The sequence below is a fragment of the Rivularia sp. PCC 7116 genome, assembly GCF_000316665.1.
GTDB lineage: Bacteria > Cyanobacteriota > Cyanobacteriia > Cyanobacteriales > Nostocaceae > Rivularia.
In genome coordinates, this window is the sequence record NC_019678.1 from 3,785,166 (window position 1) to 3,807,278 (window position 22,113).

Genomic DNA, 22,113 nt, shown 5'->3' on the forward strand with positions numbered 1-22,113 from the left:
ATTTTAGAAGGGGGAATTCGCAGTGAAGGGTATTTACTGGTTGGGATTGGGTATAGCTGCATTTCAAGCATTTTTGATTAGCCCATGTTTTGCTCAAAGTAGTAATATTGTTCCTGACAATTCTCTTGATGCTGAATCTTCTCAAGTGACAGAAAATTTTCAAGGATTACCAGTAGAAAGAATAACTGGTGGAGCAGAGCGAGGAATTAATCTTTTCCACAGTTTTCGGGAATTTAATGTTAGTGAGGAAAGAGGAGCATATTTCTTTAGCCCGAATGCAGAAATACAGAATATCTTAACGCGAGTAACTGGTAGAAATCCTTCAGAAATTTTAGGCACTTTGGGTACTTTTGGGAGCTCACAGCCGAATTTATTTTTAATTAATCCCAATGGGATTGTATTTGGAGAAAATGCCAGTTTAGATGTGGGTGGTTCGTTTGTAGCGAGTACGGCGAATGGAATTAATTTGGGAGAAACGGGATTATTTAGTGCGACTGAACCTACGACAAGTAATTTACTTTCAGTTAACCCATCTGCATTGTTTTTTAATGCTGTTAATAATCAAGCAGAAATAGTAAATCGTTCGAGAGCGACAAGTACGGTGTTGGGAAGTGCTGAGAATGGCGATGCAAATCGTCCGATAAATGGTTTGCAGGTTTTGGATGGAAAGAGTTTGTTGTTAGTTGGTGGTAACGTCAGTTTGGATGGTGGGAGGTTATTTGCTCCTGGTGGGAGAGTTGAGTTGGGGGGATTGACGGGAGCGGGAGAGGTTGGATTGGGTGTTGATGAGAATTTGCAATTAAATTACCCTGTTAACCTCGCAAAAGCAAATGTACTGCTTGAGAATGATGGTGCGATAAATGTTGATGGCGATCGCGCTGGTGATGTTCGCATAGAAGGTAACAATGTTAATCTCAACAGAGTTTCAAGTATTGTTTCATTCACAGGAAATCAAGATGGTGGCGAAATTTTAATCCGCGCCGATAAATTAGAGCTTACAGAAAACTCCCGTATCGCTACAAACACAGTTGGTACCGGAAAAAGTGGGGATATCACAATTGAAACTGGCAGCTTTACAACCCAAGAAAATTCTTTAATTTTCAGTACTTCTTTTTTAGCACCTGGAAAAACAGGAAATATTCACTTAAAAGCAAAGAATTCTGTCAATATATTCAATAGTGGTGGAATATTTACACTCGCATTGGGAAGGGGAGATGGAATAACAACAGGAAGCGGAGGTAATATTTCGATTGAAACTAAAGACTTAACCCTGCAAAATGGGAATATAGCTGTTAGTACTTTTTTAGGTCAAGGAAATGCTGGTGATCTGACAATTAAAGCAACTAACTCCGTAAATTCAATCGGTAGTTTAATAACTACATCATCGCTTGGTGCCGGTGTTGGAGGTTCTATTTTTATTGAAACAAAAAAATTGAATGTTGAAAATGGAGCAAATATACTCAGCAGTGTTGTTGACCCTAGCAACTTTGACTTTAGCACGGTAAATCCCCGATTTTCTTCTCCTGAAGCCATTGCTTTTATTAACGATCTGATTGCCACTATAAATCCAGAAAATGTGGGTAAAGCTAATTCAGGTAATTTGACAATTACTGCTTCGGACTCGGTAAAAGTTAGTGGAGAGTCGGCGAATGGTAATGCCAGTGTCTTATCAACAGAAACCTCTGGCGCTGGAAATGCTGGAACTTTAGAAATAGACACTAATAAATTATTTCTTACTGATGGGGGAAATGTCTCTGTTAGTACTGCTCTAAATAGTCAAGGGAAGGGAGGAGATCTAGTTGTTAATGCTGGTGATTCAGTGGAAATAAGTGGAACGCTTGCGAATGAACAATTTAGGAGTGGTTTGTTTGCTTCTACTCTAGGAACCGGTGATGCTGGAGAAATTCAAATTACAACAAATAAATTATTACTCAATGGTGGGGGAGTAATATCAGGAATTACGAATAATTCAGGTAAAGGTGGAAATTTAATAGTTACAGCAACTGAATCCGTAGAAGTTGAAGGTAGTTCAAAAAACAATTTCTTACCTAGTGCTTTAACAACTGATACTTTCAGCGTAGGAGATGCAGGAAATTTGAAAATAGATACCGGGAGTTTAGTTATTAAAGATGGGGGAAATGTCTCGGTTAGTACTGCTCTAAATAGTCAAGGGAAGGGAGGAAATCTAATTGTTAATGCTGGTGATTCAGTGGAAATAATTGGAACTATTGCGAATGAACAATTTAGTAGTGGTTTGTTTGCTGCTACTCAAGGAACTGGTGATGCTGGGGAAGTTGAAGTTATAACCAATAAATTAAAAATCCGCAATGGGGGAATAATATCAGCAACTACTACCAACCAAGGCAATGGTGGAAATTTAATAGTTAGAGCAACTGAATCCGTAGAAATTGAAGGTAGTTCAAAGAATAATTTCTTATCGAGTGGTTTAACAACTGATACTTTTGGTATACGAAATGCAGGAAACTTGAAAATTGATACTGGGCGCTTAGTTATTAAAGATGGGGGAGCTGTCTCGGTTAGTACTCGTCCAAATAGTCAAGGGAAGGGAGGAAATCTAATTGTTAATGCTGGTGATTCAGTGGAAATAAGTGGAACCACTGCGAATGAACAATTTAGTAGTGGTTTGTTTGCTGCGACTCAAGGAATTGGTGACGCTGGGGAAGTTGAAGTCATAACCAATAAATTAAAAATCCGCAATGGGGGAATAATATCAGCAACTACTACCAACCAAGGCAATGGTGGAAATTTAATAGTTAGAGCAACTGAATCCGCAGAAATTGAAGGTAGTTCAAAAAATAATTTATTATTCAGTGCTTTGAGAACTGAAACTTTTGGTGCAGGAGATGCGGGAAACTTAAAATTTGATGTAGGCTCCTTATCGTTACGTGATGATGCTCAACTTGCAGCTTCAACATTTGGAACAGGAGATGCGGGAAATGTAACGGTAGCCGCAAAAGATAGTGTTTTTCTGACGGGTAAGGCAGGCATCCTCAGCACGGTTGAATCTGGGAGTACAGGTAAAGGTGGCAATATTGACATAAATGCGACTTCTCTATCTTTGGAAGAAGGTGGTCAATTACTGGCTTTTACTCGTGGTGCATCTAATGGCAAGCCGCCAGGGCGAGGAAATGCAGGAAGTGTCAATATTGATGTTGTGGACGCAGTAACCATTACTGGTAGGAAAGATATTTTTAATAGTGGTATTCTCACAGGTATGGATACGGGGACAAAAGGAGATGGAGGAAACATTAATATAAAATCGGGTTCTTTTGACTTAACTGGTGGCGCAGCGATTGTCACTAGCACAGATAGTAAAGGTAATGCAGGTAATGTAAAGATAAATGCTAGAGAATCAGTTCTTATTAGAGATCCTGACAATGCCATTTTCACTACAGTTGAAGAAAATGGTGAGGGTAAAGGTGGAAATATTGAAATTAACACCGCATCTTTCTCTGTATTAAATGCATCAGGAGTAACAGCAGAGACAAAGGGACAAGGAACTGCGGGTAATATTACAATTAACGCTACTGATTCTGTAACCATTTCTGGAACAGTTCCCGGTTTTATCGCTGGCTTGTATACAGCTGCAATAGAACCATTCGGAAAAAATCTGGGAGATACAGGCGATATAAAAGTTAACTCTCCTAAAATAGTCCTAGACAATGACGGAACAATTAACGCCGAATCAGCATCCGGCAACGGCGGCAACATCAACCTCACCAGCGACTTGCTCCTCATGCGTCGCAGCGCTCAAATTTCCACCAACGCTGGTACAGCCCAACAAGGCGGCGACGGCGGAAACATTGACATCAACTCAAAATTCATAGTTGCTCTCCCCCAAGAAAACAGCGATATCACCGCCAATGCTTTCAGCGGTACTGGTGGCAACGTTGACATTCTCTCTCAAGGAATCTTCGGTATAGAACCCCGTCAAAAAGAAAGTGATTTAACAAGCGATATTACAGCCAGTTCTGATTTAGGAGTTCCTGGAGTTCTTAATCTCACCGATCCAGATGATAGCAATATCCGCAACAACCTCGACGACTTACCCGATAACCAAATTGATACAGACGCTTTAATTGCTAATAGCTGTATTTCACGCGGCACAAAACGCCAAGAGAACTCTTTTACCATTACGGGTTCCGGTGGTTTACGCAAAAGTCCAGGGGATGAATTAGTTTCGCAATATTCCACTGGTGAGGTTAGAAGTGTTGAACCAACATCTCGTACTTGGAAAAAAGGCGATCGCATTGTTGAACCAACAGGAGTTTATAAGTTGTCGGATGGAAAAGTTTTATTGAGTCGGGATTGCGGTTAGTTTGTCTGTAGATACAAATGCGTAAAAATGCAATTAATCCTTCACTAAACAACAATTTTACTAGCATAAATATCGATTGTATTTCTCTAATTTATTAATTAAAGTAATGTATAGTTTATTTATCAGTAATTTAATTAAACCTAATATTAATGCTAATAGTTTAGTATAGGTTTCAGGAGCAGTGGGAGGAATTAGCAGTGAAGGGTATTTACTGGTTTGAACTTTTGGGTATGGCTTCATTTCAGGCATTTATTATCAACCCATGTTTTGCTCAAAGTAGTAATATTGTTCCTGACAATTCCCTTGGGATGGAATCTTCTCAAGTTGTTGAAAATATTCAATTACAAGGATTACCTGTAGAAGAAATAAAAGGTGGAGCGCGGCGAGGGATTAATTTATTTCATAGCTTTCGAGAATTTAATGTTAGGGAGGGAAGAGGAGCATATTTTTTGAGTCCAAATGCAGAAATACAGAATATTTTGGCGCGAGTCACGGGAAATAACCGTTCTGATATTTTAGGAACCTTGGGTACTTTTGGACATTCCCAACCAAATTTGTTTTTGATTAATCCTTCAGGGATTTTGTTTGGTGAGAAAGCAAGTTTGGATGTAGGTGGTTCTTTTGTGGCAACGACTGCGAATGGATTGCAGTTTGGGGAACAGGGTTTGTTTACTGCGACGATTCCTGAAGCACCACCGTTGTTAACGGTAAATCCTTCAGCTTTGTGGTTTAATCGGATTTCTTCTGGTGATATTACAGTTCGCTCTATGCAACCGACAGGTACTAGCCCTTCAGGTATTAAGCTAGTAGGGCTAAGGGTTCCAGACTCTCGTAGTTTATTGTTGGTAGGTGGTAATGTAATCTTTGAAGGTGGACAATCAAGTGCTTTAGGTGGTCGGATAGAATTAGGAGGATTAAAAGCATCGGGAAGTATAGCTCTACAGGTAAATAATCAAATTCTCAAGCTTAATTTTCCTCAAAACATTTCACTGGCTAATGCATCTCTACCACCTCCGAACAATCTTCTGGTGGCGCTATCAACATCACTGCTCAAGACATCCGCTTATTGGGCGACAGCGATATTGTTACCAATGTCTTCAGTGGTGCGGGTGGTGGTGGAAACATTTCCCTCACAGCCAATACAATTATTGCTCTTGATGACAGCGATATTCTTTCTTTTGCTCGCGATGGAAAAGGCGGTGATATTAAATTCAACACAAAAGGCTTCTTCAGTAAACCCCTTTATCGTGCAAATTCTCCAACTACAGATGCAAATAATTTAGCCGCACTAAGTGGTAATAATCAAGTAGATGTCAATGCTTCCGGTACAGTAAGTGGGGCTATTTCCGGAGTTCCTGATGTTACGTTTATTGACGATGAATTGACAGATTTGCCCGACAACCAAATAGATACCAACGCTCTGATAACTAATAGCTGCATTTCACGCGGTACAAAACAACAAGCAAACTCTTTTATCATCACGGGTTCCGGTGGTTTACGCAAAAGTCCGGGAGACGAATTAGTTTCTCAATATTCCACTGGTGAGGTTAGAAGTGTTGAATCAACATCTCGGGCTTGGAAAAAAGGCGATGTAATTATTGAGCCACAAGGATTATATAAATTGCCCGATGGAAGATTGCTTTTGAGTCGAACTTGTTAATAACGCAGTTTTCTGCAATTAGTTTTGCATATTTAGTAAATGTATTACTAATAGCTTTACTTTAATCTAAGTAGTAATAGAAGCTAAAACTTCAACAGCACATTCATCAAAACTACTTAGGAGAGCAATCATGACTGACTTTACACAACACAAATCACAGCATGATTTACTGTACCCCATTCGTCAGTGGTTGGAAGCTATCGAAGTTCACAATCTTAAACTAGCTCGCTTACTCTGCAAAGTTATCCCTTCACAATGTCCCTTTGAACGCGATGTTATGGTTTTTGGCAACAAGCAAATTCATATTCCTCCTATGTGCAAGCTAAATCCTTTGTATGAAGAACTCGTGGGTTTGCGTTTTAAGGCTCTGTGCTTCCTTGCAGAGAATTGAATCGGGAGCTTACATAAAACCCCACGTTTTACAGGTGCTTGGGGCATTCTAAACCTTTGTAATTCTCTCAATTGTTTGTCGAAAATCGGGATACTCCATAGTATTAATGCTGGCAAATTAGAATTTAATGATTGCATGAAGAAGCAATTATGAAGCGAAACATTATGATATTTTGATTCCAATATCATATTTTTACAATATTTTATTACGTATAATATACAAACAATGGGAACCTACCGACCGTTTCAACAGTTTTGTTTAACATTCATTTCCTGGCTTAGTATTTCTCAATTAGCCGTATTCGCACAATCGGCACCTCCATCTGGAGTGACAATTCCTCCCAATGCACCAGAGAGAATAGAAGAAACTATTCCTAAACCGTCACCAACCTTACCAGCAAAACCACCTACACCAACCAATCCCATACTGCGATCGCCAACTCAAGAAAATATACCTAATACAACTTTTCCTAGCGGTACAACTTTCTTTGTTAGAGAAATTCAAATACAAGGAAACTCTGTTTTAGAAGATGAAATAAATCAGCTAAAACAGCCTTTAGAAAATAAGAAAATCGCATTCGAGCAGCTATTAGAATTACGCTCTCAAATCACCCAACTTTATGCTGAAAATGGCTACATCAGCAGCGGTGCTTTTATTCCCAACAATCAAGATGTTGCTGACGGTATAGTACAAATTCAGGTGGTAGAAGGTGAACTCGAAGGGATTACGATTAGTGGATTGCAAAGGTTGCGAAAAAGCTATGTGCGTTCTCGAATTCAAAGACTTGCTGGCAAACCTTTAAACCAAAATCGTCTCGAACAAGCATTACAACTATTACAAATAGATCCCGTTATCGAGCGAGTTAATGCCGAGTTAACCGCAGGAAGCGTACCGGGAAACAATATTTTACAGATACAAATTACTGAAGCCCCAGCATTCCACGCTGGGGTTAATTTTGCAAATAACCAATCCCCCAGCGTTGGCTCCGAACAAGCAAGTGTTTTTGTTGCTCACGATAACTTATTAGGATTTGGGGATGAAATCAGCGCTGAATATGGTGTTACCGAAGGCTTAGACGTTTACAGTTTCAACTATTCCATTCCCATTAATGCCCTCGACGGAACAGTTGGTGTCCGCTTCAGCAACAGCGATAGCAAAATAATTGAAGACGAATTTAACGACTTAGATATCCGTAGCGAAACCGAAACCCTTTCCTTCAACCTGCGACAACCGCTAGTTTATACCCCAGACAGCGAATTTGCTTTGGGCTTAGCCTTTGATTTACGACGTTCTCAAACATTTATATTAGATGATATCCCCTTTTCCTTCACAGAAGGACCAGAAGAAGGAGAATCAAAACTCAGCGTAATTCGGTTTTCCCAAGATTGGTTACAGCGTAATACTAATAGTGTTTTAGCAGCACGATCGCAATTTAGCGTTGGCATCGATGCCTTTGATGCCACAGTCAACGATTCCGGTACAGACGCGCGTTTTTTCGCTTGGGTAGGACAATTCCAATGGGTACAAAGATTATCTCCCCGAATTTTGATGCTTGCCAAAGTGAATACTCAACTGACTGGTGATTCCTTACTTTCCGCAGAAAAAATCAGCATTGGGGGAGTAGATACAATTCGTGGATATCGTCAAAATCAAGTAGTCACCGACAGCGGAGTAGTTGGAGGTGTGGAAGTTAGGATTCCCCTGGCATCGGAAGTAGAAACTCTACAGTTAATCCCATTTTTTGATATTGGTACCGGTTGGAACAATCGTGGCGAAAATCCCGATCCACAAACTCTTGCTAGTTTAGGATTGGGATTGCAATGGCAACCTTTGAGAGGATTGGGATTGCGAGCAGATTACGGTATTCCATTAGTTGGAAGAGGCGAAAGTGGTGATTCGCTCTCCGAAAATGGGTTTAATTTTTCAGTTAGATATCAGCCGTTTTAAACAGCCCGCAGGCTAGAAGCCTGGGGCTACAATTGCAAAGCCCACCTTCGTGGGCTATTAGAATTTAGCCCACGAAGGTGGGCTTTGTAGATGTAGCGATACCCTTCTAGGGTATTGGTAAATTTAATTCGTGCATTCCCGACTCAATAACAACTCTCCATTTTTCAACCGATATAATCCTTGAGGCTCAACAATCGCATCGCCTTTTTTCCAAGTTGGGTTATTACTTTCAACAGTTCTAACTTTACCAGTTGCATATTTAGAAACAAAAATATTCCCAGCGCGATTAGTTGGTAAAGCTCCAGAGCCTGTATTCCGAAAAGTGTTTTCTTGTCGCTTATTCCCACGCGCAATGCAACTGCTAGCAATTATTGCATCGGTGTCTATATTTGGAGAAAGTTCGGTAAAGCTGTTTTGAATTGAGCTAGTGTCATCTGTATTAATATTCGTTTCACCTGCAATAGCCTCTTCGGAACTTGCTGTAATATCGCTTTTTATCGTTAAACTTTCTTGAGTTTCAATCCCGAAAATACCGCTACTATTAATATTGACTGTACCACCATTACCGCTAAAAGCATTTGCAGTGATGTCGCTGTTTTCGTTTTGTGGTGCGACGATAAATTTAGAATTGATAGTGATGTTACCACCATCTCCCCCAGCTTGTGCAGTTCCTGCGGTTGTGGTGATTTGGCTTTCGTTGCGGAGCAGTAATAAATCGCTTATTTGTAAGTTGATATTACCACCCTGAGTGCTGGCTGTTTCAGCAGTTATAAAACCGTTATTTAATTGAAGAGTTCCTGCTTGTAAAGATATATCTCCTCCATCCTTGCTACCATTGCTATCAACGGATACTCGCGCACCGTTTTCTATAATTACTAAGCGGGGATCGATGAATATACTGCCACCTTCTCCAGTAGAGTTAGCAGAAGTGCTGGCGAATAAACCGGTTAATAATTCGCTTCCAGTAAGGACAATTTTATCTTTTACGAATAATTTGATAGTACCAGCATTACCGCTACTGTCGGTAGCCGTAGCAACTACTCCGCCGTTTGTTGCTGCAAAAGTATTTGTATTAAAGGTGATGTTTCCGGCGTTACCTTCATTAGAAGTTGTTGCGTTTACAATTGCGCTATCTTTAATACCAAAGTTATCTGTAGTTACAGTTATATTACCCGCATCACCGGAAGCACCTATTGCTGTTGAAGTAAATATTCCACTGGAGAAACCTGTAGAACCAATACCTGAAAGGGTAACAGATTCGGAAGCATTGATATTAATTTCTCCTCCCTTTCCTTTTCCACCGGGAAAATTACCTTCTGCACCAAATACAGCAGAATTGATTTGAGAACCATCAGTTAATCTTAAAGTTTGGGTATTGATATCAATGGAACCACCTTTTCCTTCCGCTCCAGCACGAATATTGCTATCAATAAAGCTAGAGTTAAATAAAGAAATTGAGTCAGTAGCATTCAATTCAATTTTACCTGCGTCTCCCTTACCAAGGGTACTAGCAGTAATTCGACTATTATTATTTAAATCTACATTGGAAGCACTTAATTTGATTTCACCACCTTTTCCTTCTGCTCCTTGATTTACACTGCTGAGTATAGAGCCAGAATTAGATAAGCTAATCAAGTCAGTAGCATTAATTTCAATTTTACCTGCATCTCCCTTGCCATTAGTCACAGTAGAAAATAATCCGCCGTTATCTAAGAATAGAGAACTAGTTGTAACTTTAATTTCACCACCATTACCTTCTCCATTAGATGCCACAGCGCTGAAGACTCCGCTAGAATCTTCATTACTATCTGTAACTTGAATAGTAATTTTGTCACTGGCATTAATTTCAATTTTACCTGCATCTCCTTTACCAAGAGTATTAGCAGAAATTTGACTACCATTATTCAAATCTAGACTCGAAGCAATCAATTTAATTTGACCACCTTTTCCTTCTCCTCCTTGATTTACACTGCTCAATATAGAGCCAAAATTGGATAAAGAAATCAAATTGCGAGCATTAATTTCAATTTTACCTGCATCTCCCTTTCCGAAGATGCCGGAATTTATTTGAGAGTTATCGTTAACAAAAAGCGAACCCGTTGTAATTTGAATATTTCCACCGTCACCAATAGCATTTGTATTCACCAATGTAAAAGCAACACCAAGTTTATCAAAAGTAACGGTATCGCTAGCATTAATTGTGATATTACCGGCATTTCCCCGTCCATCTGTCAAGGAAAATAACAAAGCACCGTTAGTTACAGAAAGCGAATTTGTTTTAATTTCAATATCTCCACCTTTGCCTTTACCACTGGATAGCTCAGTAAATAATCCAGTCAATGCACCATCTATCTTGACTGTATCGGCAGCATTAATTGTGATTTTACCAGCGTTTGTAAGATTATCAGCATTCTCTTGTCCCAATGCTCCAGCATCGATTTGTCCGCCATTTGTTAAAAATAGCGATCCAGTTTTTATATCAATATTTCCTGCATTATTATTACTTGCAAAAGTCCCAATACGGCTTGAGGAACTATTACTAGCTGCACTATCAATAGTTATTGTCTCCCGAACATCTAAAAAGATATTACCTGCATTTCCTGCTCCAGAGTTGGCGCTTGAGAGAGAACCACCATTTTTTAATAGCAACTCACCTGTATTGATGCGGATATCACCACCATTTCCTACTGCATTATCAAAAGAGTTGCTATCAGCACTTCCTAAGTCGCTAAAAATAACTTTTTCCCTAGCATTAATAGTAATATTACCTCCATCACCTTGACCACTTGTAGTAGTAGATATTTGTGCGGAATTGCTTACATTAAGAGTACCAGTAGTTATTTGAATATCTCCTCCTTTACCCACAGCGTTACTAGCGACATCACTAGTAATCTTACTCAAATTATCAAAAGTAATATTATCCGCAGCATTTAAAGTTATATTTCCAGCATTACCGAATCCAAATGTGTCAGTAATAATTTGAGAACCATTCGTTACCGCAATCGAATCACCTTTAATATTGATATCACCAGCATTACCTTGACTGTCAACGTTGTTAGCAATAACAGCACCATCTTTGAGTTCAATTAAACCCGTAGCATTAAGATTGACATCTCCAGCTTGTGCGTTGGGATTGTCTAAGTTGAAACTAATTCCAGCAAGTATAAATGAGTTGGAAATTTCCAAATTGCGAGCATTAATAGTAAAATTTCCTCCACCCGCACCAAAAACACTAATAAAAGATTGATTTGTTAAAGAAATATCTCCTCTTTCCAAATCTTCTGGGATATTCAAACTAAAAGTATCACCAGAAATCTTCAATCCTACTTTCCCTGGTAAAACTAAAGAAGCTAATTCAATATTTCCTTCCAGAGCTGTTAAACTTCCACCATCTAAATTAATATCTCCACCTACCAACAATAAACTTTTACCATTGGGTACTGTTAATCCTGCTGGTGCTTGAGATTTATTAATTATTCCCCCACTCGCTTCTACTTGATTGAAAAACAAAGCCGAAGGATTGACGGTTAATGAACCAGGTATTTCCGCATTTGTAGCGCTAAAATTACCTTGTTCACCAAACTGTAACCCCGAAGCAGTTGTCCCTACAAAAGAACCTTGTAAATCTAAACTTGCATTCTCTCCAAATACAATTCCGTTGGGATTAATCAAAAATAAATTTGCAGCACCATCAACTCCCAAGGTACCCAAAATACTCGATGGATTCCCACCTGTTACCCTGGTTAATATATTCTCTACACCATCGGGATTTGCAAAATAAACTGCTTGTCCGTTGTTAATATTAAACTCGCTGAAGCTGTGGAATAAATTACTATTTCTTCTCGCTCCACCATCAATTTTGTCTGCACTAATTCCATTAATATCTACATTGGAATTCACACGAGAATTTTCTCCACCTAAAGTATTATCGGGAGTGATATTACTTTGCTGTGCCAGAGTTAGATTTGTAATCAAGAATACGCTGATACAACTACTAATTCCTGCTAATCCTAACCGCAAACCCTTATAGAATCTGGTTCTTATCAACATTACTACGCTGTTATACTGATTATAGATATATATAATAATACTTGTAATAACTCAATAGATTTATCAAATCTGAACTAATCAAAAAATGCAATACAGTTTTGTGTAATTGTAGGTTTGTCTTGGACAAAACTAGACTCCAATATGCATAAAAGTGTAATGCCTAATACTTGAACCTGGCTTAAGGTGTAAATTGTTCGCAACAAAATTATTGAGCATTAATTATTTGCTTGGTTCAAGTTAATCTTTAAAACTTAAAAATATAGGAACAGAATTATGGCTAACAATGCTTATACTATTAGTGAAAATCTTGAAGAATTTGGAAAACAGATAAACGCAGATTTGAGTCAAGGATTAGACTTGATCGGTACTGCATACGCCGATGGTAGCTGGGTTGGATTATATCAAGACACACTGAATAGTACTGGTTATGCCACTGCAAGCAGTGCTTCGGAACTCAGACAAATAGTTGAACAACAGTGGCAGGTGGGAGGATATCGTTTAACTGATGTTGAATACGGCGATGATGGTGTCTGGTTTGGGACTTTTGAAGAAGATGATGGTGCTAATAACTATAGCATTGCAAATAGTTTTACCCAACTTCAAGAAGATATTTCACAGCTATGGGATAAAGGATGGGAATTAGTTGATGTTGAATACGGTGATGGTATTTGGTTTGGTACTTATCGAGATGTTCCTGGTGGTAATAATTGGGCTTCCGCAGATAATTATGGTGACTTCTACCAAGCAACTCAAGCAATGTTAAATGACGGATATGACTTAGTTGATTTTGAATACGGTGATGGTATTTGGTTTGGTACTTTTCAGCAAGATTCTAGTATTACAAGTGGTTTTGTAGTTGGAAACACTTTTGATGAACTTGTAGCAAATGGTCAACAATACGGCAATCAAGGATATGAATTTGTTGATTTTGAATATATTGAATATAGTGATGGTGGCTGGTTAGGAGTTATGGAAAAAGAGACTCCACAAAATACAGCTGTGGGTGACGCATTATTACCCCTTAAGATCGCAAACGAAAGAGCAATAAATGAAGGTTTGGCTGATGTACTGTATGATTACGGCTCCGTTGACTATTATGGGGGATAAAAAGCTTGGAGGGTGCATTACGGCTCTAATCACTTGGATAATAGATTACTAATTAAATAATGCCGTAACGCACCATGTTTGTATTTGAACATGGTGCGTTATTGAACACAGTGTTTGGCGCTAAAGCGCAACTACGAACCTTAATTTGTACATTCCCGACTCAATAACAATTCTCCATTCTTCAACCGATACAAACCGCTCGGCTCAACAATCGCATCGCCTTTTTTCCAAGCTGGGTTGTTACTTTCAACAGTTCTAACTTTACCAGTTGCGTATTTAGAAACAAAAATATTCCCAGCGCGATTAGTTGGTAAAGCTCCAGAGCCTGTATTCCGAAAAGAGTTTTCTTGTCGCTTGTTACCTCTTGCAATACAACTGTTAGCAATTATTGCGTCGGTGTCTATATTTGGAGATAATTCGGTAAAGCTATTTTGAATCGAACTTGTATCGTCTTTATTAATATTTGTTTCACCTGCAATCGCTTCTTCGGAACTTGCTGTAATATCGCTTTTTAAGGTTAAACTTTCTTGACTTTCAATTCCGAAAATACCGCGACTATTAATATTGACTGTACCACCATTTCCACTAAAAGCATTTGCGGTGATGTCGCTGTTTTCGTTTTGTGGCGCGACGATAAATTTAGAATCGATAGTGATGTTACCGCCATTTCCCCCAGCTTGTGCTGTTCCTGCGGTTGTGGTGATTTGGCTTTGGTTTCGCAACAGTAACAAATCGCTGATTTGTAATGTGATATCACCACCTTCGGTACTTGCTGTTTGAGCGGTGATAAAACCATTATTTAGTTGAAGAGTACCTGCTTGTAAAGTAATATCTCCTGCGTCTCCGCTACCATCGCTACCGACTGATATTCCTGCACCATTTTCTATTATTACTAATCGCGGATCGATAAATATGCTGCCACCTTTTCCGCTAGATTCAGGAGAAGTACTGGCGAATAAACCACTCCTCAAAGATTTTCCAATTCCAGAAAAAGTAATTTTATCTTTTATATTAAGGTTGATATTACCAGCTTTACCGCTACTGAAGGTACTTGTATTAACTTGTCCACCATTTGTTGCTGCAAAAGTATTAGCGTTAAAGGTGATATTTCCAGCTTTACTATCATTAGAGGTTATTGCGTTTACAATTGCATCATCTTTGAGATTAAAGTCACCTGTGGTTACGGTTAGATTTCCTGCATCACCGGAAGCTTCTGTTGCTGTTAAAGTAAATATTCCACTAAAGAAACCATCAGAATCAATACCTGAAAGGGTAACAGATTCGGAAGCATTTATATTAATTTCTCCTCCCTTTCCTTTACCAAATACCCTAGAAGCAATTCCAGAACCATCAATTAACTTCAAAGTTTGAGTATTGATATCAATTGAACCACCTTTTCCTTCCGCTCCAGAATTAACATCGCTTTCAATAACACTAGAATTAGATAATAAAATTGAGTCAGTCGCATTCAATTCAATATTACCTGCGTCTCCCTTACCAAGGGTATTAGCAGTAATTCGAGCATCATTATTTAAATCAAAAGAATCAGCATTTAATTCTATTTCACCCGCATCTCCTTTACCAGAAGTACTAACCGATATCACTGCATTATTGTCTATAATAATTGAGCGCGAATCGATAAATACACTACCTCCTTTTCCTGTTGATTCGGAAGAAGTAGCGGCAAATAAACCAGTAAAATCTTGCTCGTTTCCAGAAAGAATAATTTTATCTTTTATATTCAGGTTAATGTCACCAGCATTACCGCTATTGAAGGTACTTGTATTAACTTGTCCACCATTTGTTGCTTCAAAAGTATTAGCGTTGAAAGTGATATTACCAGCATTACCATCATTAAAGGTTCTTGCGTTTACAATTGCATAATCTTTGAGATTAAAGTCACCTGTGGTTACGGTTACATTTCCTGCATCACCGGAAGCACCTGCTGCTGTTGAAGTAAATATTCCACTAAAGAAACCATTAGAACCAATACCTGAAAGGTTTACAGATTCGGAAGCATTAATATTAATTTCTCCTCCTCTTCCTTTACCTTCCAAACCTGAAGTAATTCGAGAACCATCAATTAATGTTAAATCTTGAGTATTAATATCAATAGAACCACCTTTTCCTTCTGCTCCTACACCAACATCGCTAGAAATACGGCTAGAGTTTGATAATAAAATTAAGTCCGTAGCATTGATTTGAATATTACCTGCATCTCCTTTATCCAAAGTCCCAGTAGAAATAAATCCACTGTTGTCTAGAGATAAAGATTCAATTGTTAATTTGATATTACCTGCATTTCCTTTTCCAGCTGTTATGGTAGATAACATAGCATTATTTATAGAAAGTGACTTTGTTTCGATTTCAATATTTCCACTTTCACCTGTACCGCTTAATAAGCTAGTAAATAACGAGCTTTCACCATCTATCTTAACTGTATCGCGAGCATTAATTTTGATGTCACCAGCGCTTGGTATTTCGTCAGCGGTTTCTTCTGTTGATAATGCAGTACTTATGTAGCCACTATTAGTTAAAAACAGCGAGCCAGTTTTCACTTCAATATTTCCTGCACTACCATTGCTTGTAAATGTATTAGCACTGCTTTCTAAACCGTTACTAGCTACACCATCAACAGTAATGGTATCCCGAACATCTAAAAAGATATTACCAGCGTTTTTTCCTCCATTATTACTAGCTGAAATAAAACCACCATTTTTTAATAGTAATTCTCCTGTGTTGATGCGGATATCGCCACCATTTCCTACATCAATAGGAATCGGCAAAAAATCAAACAAATTTGTAGCTGTGCTGCTGGCAGTTCCGAAATCGCTAAAAGTAACTTTATCGCGAGCATTAATAGTAATATTACCTGCATCTCCCTCCCCACTCGTACTAGCAGATATTTCTGCAAGATTGCTTACAGAAAGATTGTTAGTAGTTATTTGGATATCTCCTCCTTTACCAACACCGAAACCTAGTAAATCGCTTAGAATACGAACTGGAACGATTCTATCTGATAAATTCTCAGTTGAAGAAACAGCATTAGGATTCCCGACAAAGCCATCCAGTTTCACACTATCGCTAGCTTCAATCAAGATATTACCACCATTTCCTTTTCCTAAAACAGCTGTCGATATCCGACTTCCATTAGTTAAAGCAAGGTTTTTAGTTGTGACTCGGATATTTCCACCTTCACCAACTCCTTCAGGAAAGATGCTACTGCTAATGCTACTAATATTATCGAAACTAACAGTATCGCGAGCATTTATAGTGATATTACCAGCATTTCCTTTTCCCGCAGTATCGCTATAAATGGAAGCTCCATCGGTAACAGAAAGATTACCAGTAGTTAATTGAATATTACCTGCATTGCCAATAGCTTCCGATAATACAAAACTAGAAATTGCAGTTAATCGAGTATCTTCTAAATCGTTACTATTATCAAAAGAAGGTAGATTACCACTGCCCTGTAAGAAAATATTTTCACGAGCATTTATATTTATATTACCTGCATTCCCGATTCCAAAGTTGTCATTATTTATTGCAGAATCTGAACCTAAGAAAAGTGAATTTGCATTAATATTGATACTTCCAGCATTACCTTGACTGTAAACCCTGTTATCAATCAAAACATTATTTTTGAGTTCAATTGAACCCGTAGCATTAAAGTTAATATCTCCCGCTTGTGCATTAGGATTATCTGAGTTTTCAGCTATTCCAGCATAGATACTTGAGTTAGAAAGTTCTAAATTACGAGCATTAATTGTAAAATTTCCTCCACCAGCACCTAAAACACTAATAAAAGATTGATTTGCTAAGGAAACATCTCCTCTTTCCACATCTTCCGGAATATTTAAACTAAAACTATCACCAGAAATATCTAATCCAATACTTCCCGGTGATGTAACAGAAGCTAATTCAATATTTCCTTCATAAGCTCTTAATCTACCTCCATCAAAGTTAATATCACCACCAACGAGCAATAAACTTTTACCGTCGGGAACTCTCAATCCTGTAGTTTCAAATCCATAGGGATTTATTCCTGCTGCTGCTTGAGATTTATTAATGATTCCCCCACTAGCTTCTACCTGATTGAAAAACAAAGCTGATGGATTTACAGTTAATGAACCTGGTATTTCTGGATTTGTAGCGCTAAAACTACCTTGTTCACCAAACTGTAATCCCGAAGCAGTTGTTCCCACGAAAGAACCTTTTAAATCTAAACTCGCGTTTTCTCCAAATACAATTCCATTGGGATTAATCAAAAACAAATTAGCAGCACCATCAACTCCCAAAGTCCCGAAAATATTTGATTGATTTCCACCAGTTACCCTGGTTAAAATATTTTCTACACCATCGGGATTCGCAAAATAAACAGCTTGTCCGTTATTGATATTAAACTCGCTGAAGCTGTGAAATAAATTACTGTTGCGTCTCGCTCCACCATCAATTTTGTCTGCATTTATTCCTTTAATCTCAACGTTGCGATTTAAACGAGAATTTTCTCTACCCAAAGTATTGTCGGGAGTGATATTACTTTGTTGAGCCAAGGCTGAATTTGTAATTAAAAATACACCCATGCAGCCAGCTATTCCTGCCAATGTGAATCGTAAGCGCTCGTAAAAACTATATTTTATGGGCATATATACGCTTTTATACTTGTGAATACAATAGTAATAATACTTGTTATTTTGGTAACTAGTACATCAAATCCTAAGTTAGATAATAATTGCAATACAGTTTTGTGCAAAGTTCAGCGATATTAATCGGAACACTCCCGACTCAATAACAATTCTCCATTCTTCAACCGATATAATCCTTGAGGCTCAACAATCGCATCGCCTTTTTTCCAAGCTGGGTTGTTACTTTCAACAGTTCTAACTTTACCAGTTGCGTATTTAGAAACAAAAATATTCCCAGCGCGATCGCTTCGTAAAGCACCAGAGCCTGTAATCCGCAAAGAGTTTTCTTGTCGCTTGTTACCACGTGCAATACAACTGTTAGCAATTATTGCGTCGGTATCTATATTTGGAGAAAGTCCGGTAAAGCTGTTTTGAATTGAACTGGTATCATCTTGATTAATACTTGTTTCACCAGAAATACCTCTTTGGGAACTTGCGGTAATATCGCTTTTATCTGTTGGTTGTGAACGGGATTCAATACCGAAAATAGCTTCAGAAGTAATATTAACTTTTCCACCACTTCCTTCAAAAGCGTTGGCAGTAATATCGCTGTTTTCTTCGGGAATAACAACGATAAATTTAGAATTTATATCGATATTCCCTCCATCTCCACCAGCTTGAGCAATTCCTGCGGTGGTGGAAATTTGACTACTGTTACGCAATACTAATTTTTCACTTACGTTTAAGGTAATATTCCCACCTTGAGTGGCGGCTGTTTGTGCAAAGATACTGCTATTGTCTAGTTTGATAATGCCTGCTTGCACTTCGATATTCCCTGCACCCCCCGTACCATTGCTACTAGCAGAAATTGTAGAACCACCGGTTAATGTCAGGGTTTGGGTATCGAGATCAATTGCACCACCTTTTCCTTCTCCTCCTGTAAACACATTGCTGGTAATCTGGCTAGAGTTGGATAAGGCAATGGAATCAGCAGCATCTACTTTAACCTTACCCGCATCTCCCTTACCTCCAGTTTCAGTAGAAAGGAATCCACGATTATCTAAGAATAGAGAACCCGTGGTGATTTCGATATCTCCACTATCACCAATAGCATTTGAGTTAACAACATTGAAGGCAAAGCCCCGATCAAAAGTAACAGTATCGCGGGCATTAATATTTATATTACCGGCATTTCCTAGCCCAGATGTTGCAGCAAATAGTACAGCACCATTGGTAACAGAAAGTGACCCAGTTGTAATTTGGATATCTCCACTTTTACCTGTACCCCTACCTAGGGCAGTAGATAAGCCACTATTTTTTCCATCAAATTTGATACTCTCGCGGGCATTAATTGTAATATCCCCACCATTGGCGATATTGTTACTATTCTCTTCTGGAAATCCTTCAACACTCATGTCACCGCCATTTGTTAAGAACAGCGATCCAGTTTTGACCTCAATATTTCCTGCATTACCATTAGACACAGTACTCCTGGCGCTACTTGGTATTGCTACACCAAGCTTGTTACTACCTACTCCATCGAAAGTAATGGTGTCGCCCACATCAAGGAAAATATTACCTGCATTTCCCTTTCCAAAGTTAGCGGTAGAAATAATACCACCATTTTTCAACAGGAATTCACCTGTGGTAATGCGGATGTCCCCACCATTGCCAACACTGTTAGAACTCCCATTGGTAGAGACTATAGACATTAATCCTGAACTTGCATCAAAGCCATCAAAGATAACTTTATCGCTGGCATTAATCGTGATATTCCCTGCATTTCCTTGTCCATCTGTGAAAGCAGTTATTTGTGCTCCATTGCTGACGGAAAGTAACCCTGTTGTAATTTGAATATCTCCTCCTTTACCCAAACCTGTAGCCAGCAAACTGCTATCAATGCTACTAGTTCTACTACCAACTTTGCTGTCTAATTCCACATTATCCTTAGCTTCAACAAAAATATTACCGGCATTTCCTTCCCCTGAAACATTGGTAGATAATTGACCTCCATTTTTTAAGGATAGGGTTCCGGTTGTCACCCAGATATCTCCTCCTTTACCAACTCCACCAGTAAAGACATTGCTGCCAGCAAAACCATAAGTGTCAAAGGTAACTGTATCGCGGGCATTAATAGTAATATTCCCTGAATCACCTTTCCCGTTAATACTACTACTAATGAAAGCTCCATCAGTAACTGAGAGAGTCCCAGTATTTAATTGAATATTACCAGCATTCCCTACAGATTCTGGATTTACGGAACTAATGATGCGAGTAAATAAAGTACCGTTACTTCCATCTCTCAAAGTAACATCACCAGAACCATCCAAAGAAATATTTTGACTAGCATTTACAATTATATTGCCTGCATTACCTTGTCCAGAAGTTTTAGCATTTATTTCAGAACCTTCAGCCAGAGTTAGGGAACCAGTATTAATATTAATATCGCCAGCATTTCCTACAGCACCAATCCCTACGAAGCTAGAAATATCACTGGATATTCCGTCTTTAATTCCATTAATAGTAACTGCATCACGAACATTAATATTTATATTTCCTGCATTACCTTGCCCACCTAGGAGATTTGTCTCAACATCTGCATTATCAAGCGTTGCTTGAATTTGGGAACCATCGTTAAGGGAAAGCGAACCAGCATTGATACTAATATTTCCTCCCTTACCAATTCCTCCCGCTTCTATATTGTTGACAATAATACTATCTACAAGAAATATAGAATTAGATGCTTGTAAGGATATATTCCCAGCATTCCCTTGGCTGTAGACGCTGTTATCAATCCCAGCACCATCTTTAAGTAAAATCGAATCTGTAGCATTAAGATTAACATCTCCCGCTTGTGTCTCTGGATTTACTGAGTTTCCACTAATTCCAGCAAAGATAAATGAGTTAGAAATTTCCAAATTACGAGCATTAATTATAAAATTTCCCCCACCAGCACCAAAAACACTTACAGCGGCTATATTTGTTAGAGAAATATCCCCTCTTTCCACATCTTCGGGAATATTTAAACTAAAACTATCACCAGCAATATCTAAGTCAACAGTTCCCGGTGCAGATACAGAAGCTAATTCAATATTCCCTTCGTAAGCTTTTAATCTACCACCATCAAAGTTGATATTACCTCCCACCAACAACAAACTTTTACCATCAGGAACTCTTAATCCTGTAGTTTCATCACCTTCTGGATTGATTCCTGCCGGTGCTTGGGATTTATTAATTATTCCTCCACTCGCTTGTACTTGATTGAAAAACAAAGCTGAAGGATTGACTGTTAAATTACCAGGCATTTCTGGATTTGTAGCGCTAAAACTACCCTGTTCCCCAAACTGTATTCCACTCGCAGTTGTTCCCACAAAAGAGCCTTGTAAATCTAAACTAGAATTTTCTCCAAATACAATTCCATTGGGATTAATCAAAAATAAATTCGCAGCACCATCAACTCCCAAAGCTCCGAAAATATTCGACGCATTCCCACCGGTTACTCGCGTTAAGATATTTTCTACTCCAGAGGGATTTACAAAATACACTCTCTGTCCATCATTGATATTAAACTCACTAAAGCTGTGAAAAAGATTACTATCCCTTCGCGCTCCCCCATCAATTCTATCTGCATTTATTCCGTTAATAGTCACATCGCGATTTAAACGAGAGGATTCTGCACCCAAAGTATTGTCGGGAGTGATATTACTTTGCTCAGCCAGGGTTTTAGTCGTAAGCAGACTAGCACCTAAACAACCCAAGAATCCGACTAAATTGAGATATAAACACTTGTTTAAACCGTATATTATGGTCATGGGATGCACTTTAAATATTCTTTCCTAGCAAAAAAATATAGTCAAATTGCTATTTATAGCAACAAATCAATGAAATCTTAATACATCAAGCAATAGCAATGCAGTTTTGTGCAATCTTTAGGTATATAGAACCCCGGAAGGTATCTTTACATTCTCCGGTATAATAATCCTAAATGGTGATT

9 protein-coding genes are annotated in these 22,113 nt (G+C 38.5%); 6 read left to right on the forward strand and 3 right to left on the reverse strand.

Features of this window, described 5'->3' with window-relative positions; all coding sequences use genetic code 11:
* Positions 1-22: 22 nt before the first annotated feature.
* The 5 genes from RIV7116_RS14785 to RIV7116_RS14800 all read left to right on the forward strand — a co-directional run bounded on the left by RIV7116_RS14785 (position 23) and on the right by RIV7116_RS14800 (position 8,337).
* A complete protein-coding gene (locus RIV7116_RS14785) occupies positions 23-4,339 on the forward strand; it encodes a filamentous hemagglutinin N-terminal domain-containing protein (RefSeq protein WP_015119103.1) in 4,317 nt (1,438 codons plus the stop codon).
* Positions 4,340-4,536: 197 nt separating this feature from the next.
* Positions 4,537-5,622, forward strand: coding sequence for a filamentous hemagglutinin N-terminal domain-containing protein (locus tag RIV7116_RS14790; RefSeq protein ID WP_052330816.1), 1,086 nt, complete (start codon positions 4,537-4,539; stop codon positions 5,620-5,622).
* Positions 5,623-5,729: 107 nt separating this feature from the next.
* Positions 5,730-5,999, forward strand: a complete 270-nt coding sequence (locus RIV7116_RS33890) for a hypothetical protein (RefSeq protein WP_157229283.1) — start codon at positions 5,730-5,732, stop codon at positions 5,997-5,999.
* Positions 6,000-6,129: 130 nt separating this feature from the next.
* On the forward strand, positions 6,130-6,390 hold the full coding sequence (locus RIV7116_RS14795) for a Mo-dependent nitrogenase C-terminal domain-containing protein (RefSeq protein WP_015119104.1): 261 nt from the start codon (positions 6,130-6,132) through the stop codon (positions 6,388-6,390).
* Between the two features lie 225 nt (positions 6,391-6,615).
* Positions 6,616-8,337, forward strand: coding sequence for a ShlB/FhaC/HecB family hemolysin secretion/activation protein (locus tag RIV7116_RS14800; RefSeq protein WP_015119105.1), 1,722 nt, complete (start codon positions 6,616-6,618; stop codon positions 8,335-8,337).
* Between the two features lie 123 nt (positions 8,338-8,460).
* Here the strand turns inward: RIV7116_RS14800 and RIV7116_RS14805 are convergent, their stop codons facing one another.
* Positions 8,461-12,387, reverse strand: a complete 3,927-nt coding sequence (locus RIV7116_RS14805) for an S-layer family protein (RefSeq protein ID WP_015119106.1) — start codon at positions 12,385-12,387, stop codon at positions 8,461-8,463.
* Positions 12,388-12,660: 273 nt separating this feature from the next.
* Between RIV7116_RS14805 and RIV7116_RS14810 the strand changes: the two genes are divergently transcribed.
* The gene (locus RIV7116_RS14810) at positions 12,661-13,494 is read left to right on the forward strand and encodes a hypothetical protein (RefSeq protein ID WP_015119107.1); all 834 of its coding nucleotides are present in this window, start codon (positions 12,661-12,663) and stop codon (positions 13,492-13,494) included.
* A gap of 140 nt (positions 13,495-13,634) precedes the next feature.
* On the opposite strand, the gene RIV7116_RS14815 is transcribed toward RIV7116_RS14810, so the two are convergent.
* On the reverse strand, positions 13,635-18,140 hold the full coding sequence (locus tag RIV7116_RS14815) for an S-layer family protein (protein WP_015119108.1): 4,506 nt from the start codon (positions 18,138-18,140) through the stop codon (positions 13,635-13,637).
* 119 nt (positions 18,141-18,259) lie between these two features.
* A complete protein-coding gene (locus RIV7116_RS14820; protein ID WP_015119109.1) occupies positions 18,260-21,931 on the reverse strand; it encodes a filamentous hemagglutinin N-terminal domain-containing protein in 3,672 nt (1,223 codons plus the stop codon).
* Positions 21,932-22,113 lie beyond the last annotated feature (182 nt).

Coding starts and splice junctions, on each gene's coding strand:
- RIV7116_RS14795 (WP_015119104.1), top strand. CDS start 6,130: ATGACTGACTTTACACAACACAAATCACAGCATGATTTACTGTACCCC.
- RIV7116_RS14800 (WP_015119105.1), top strand. CDS start 6,616: ATGGGAACCTACCGACCGTTTCAACAGTTTTGTTTAACATTCATTTCC.
- RIV7116_RS14805 (WP_015119106.1), bottom strand. CDS start 12,387: ATGTTGATAAGAACCAGATTCTATAAGGGTTTGCGGTTAGGATTAGCA.
- RIV7116_RS14810 (WP_015119107.1), top strand. CDS start 12,661: ATGGCTAACAATGCTTATACTATTAGTGAAAATCTTGAAGAATTTGGA.
- RIV7116_RS14815 (WP_015119108.1), bottom strand. CDS start 18,140: ATGCCCATAAAATATAGTTTTTACGAGCGCTTACGATTCACATTGGCA.
- RIV7116_RS14820 (WP_015119109.1), bottom strand. CDS start 21,931: ATGACCATAATATACGGTTTAAACAAGTGTTTATATCTCAATTTAGTC.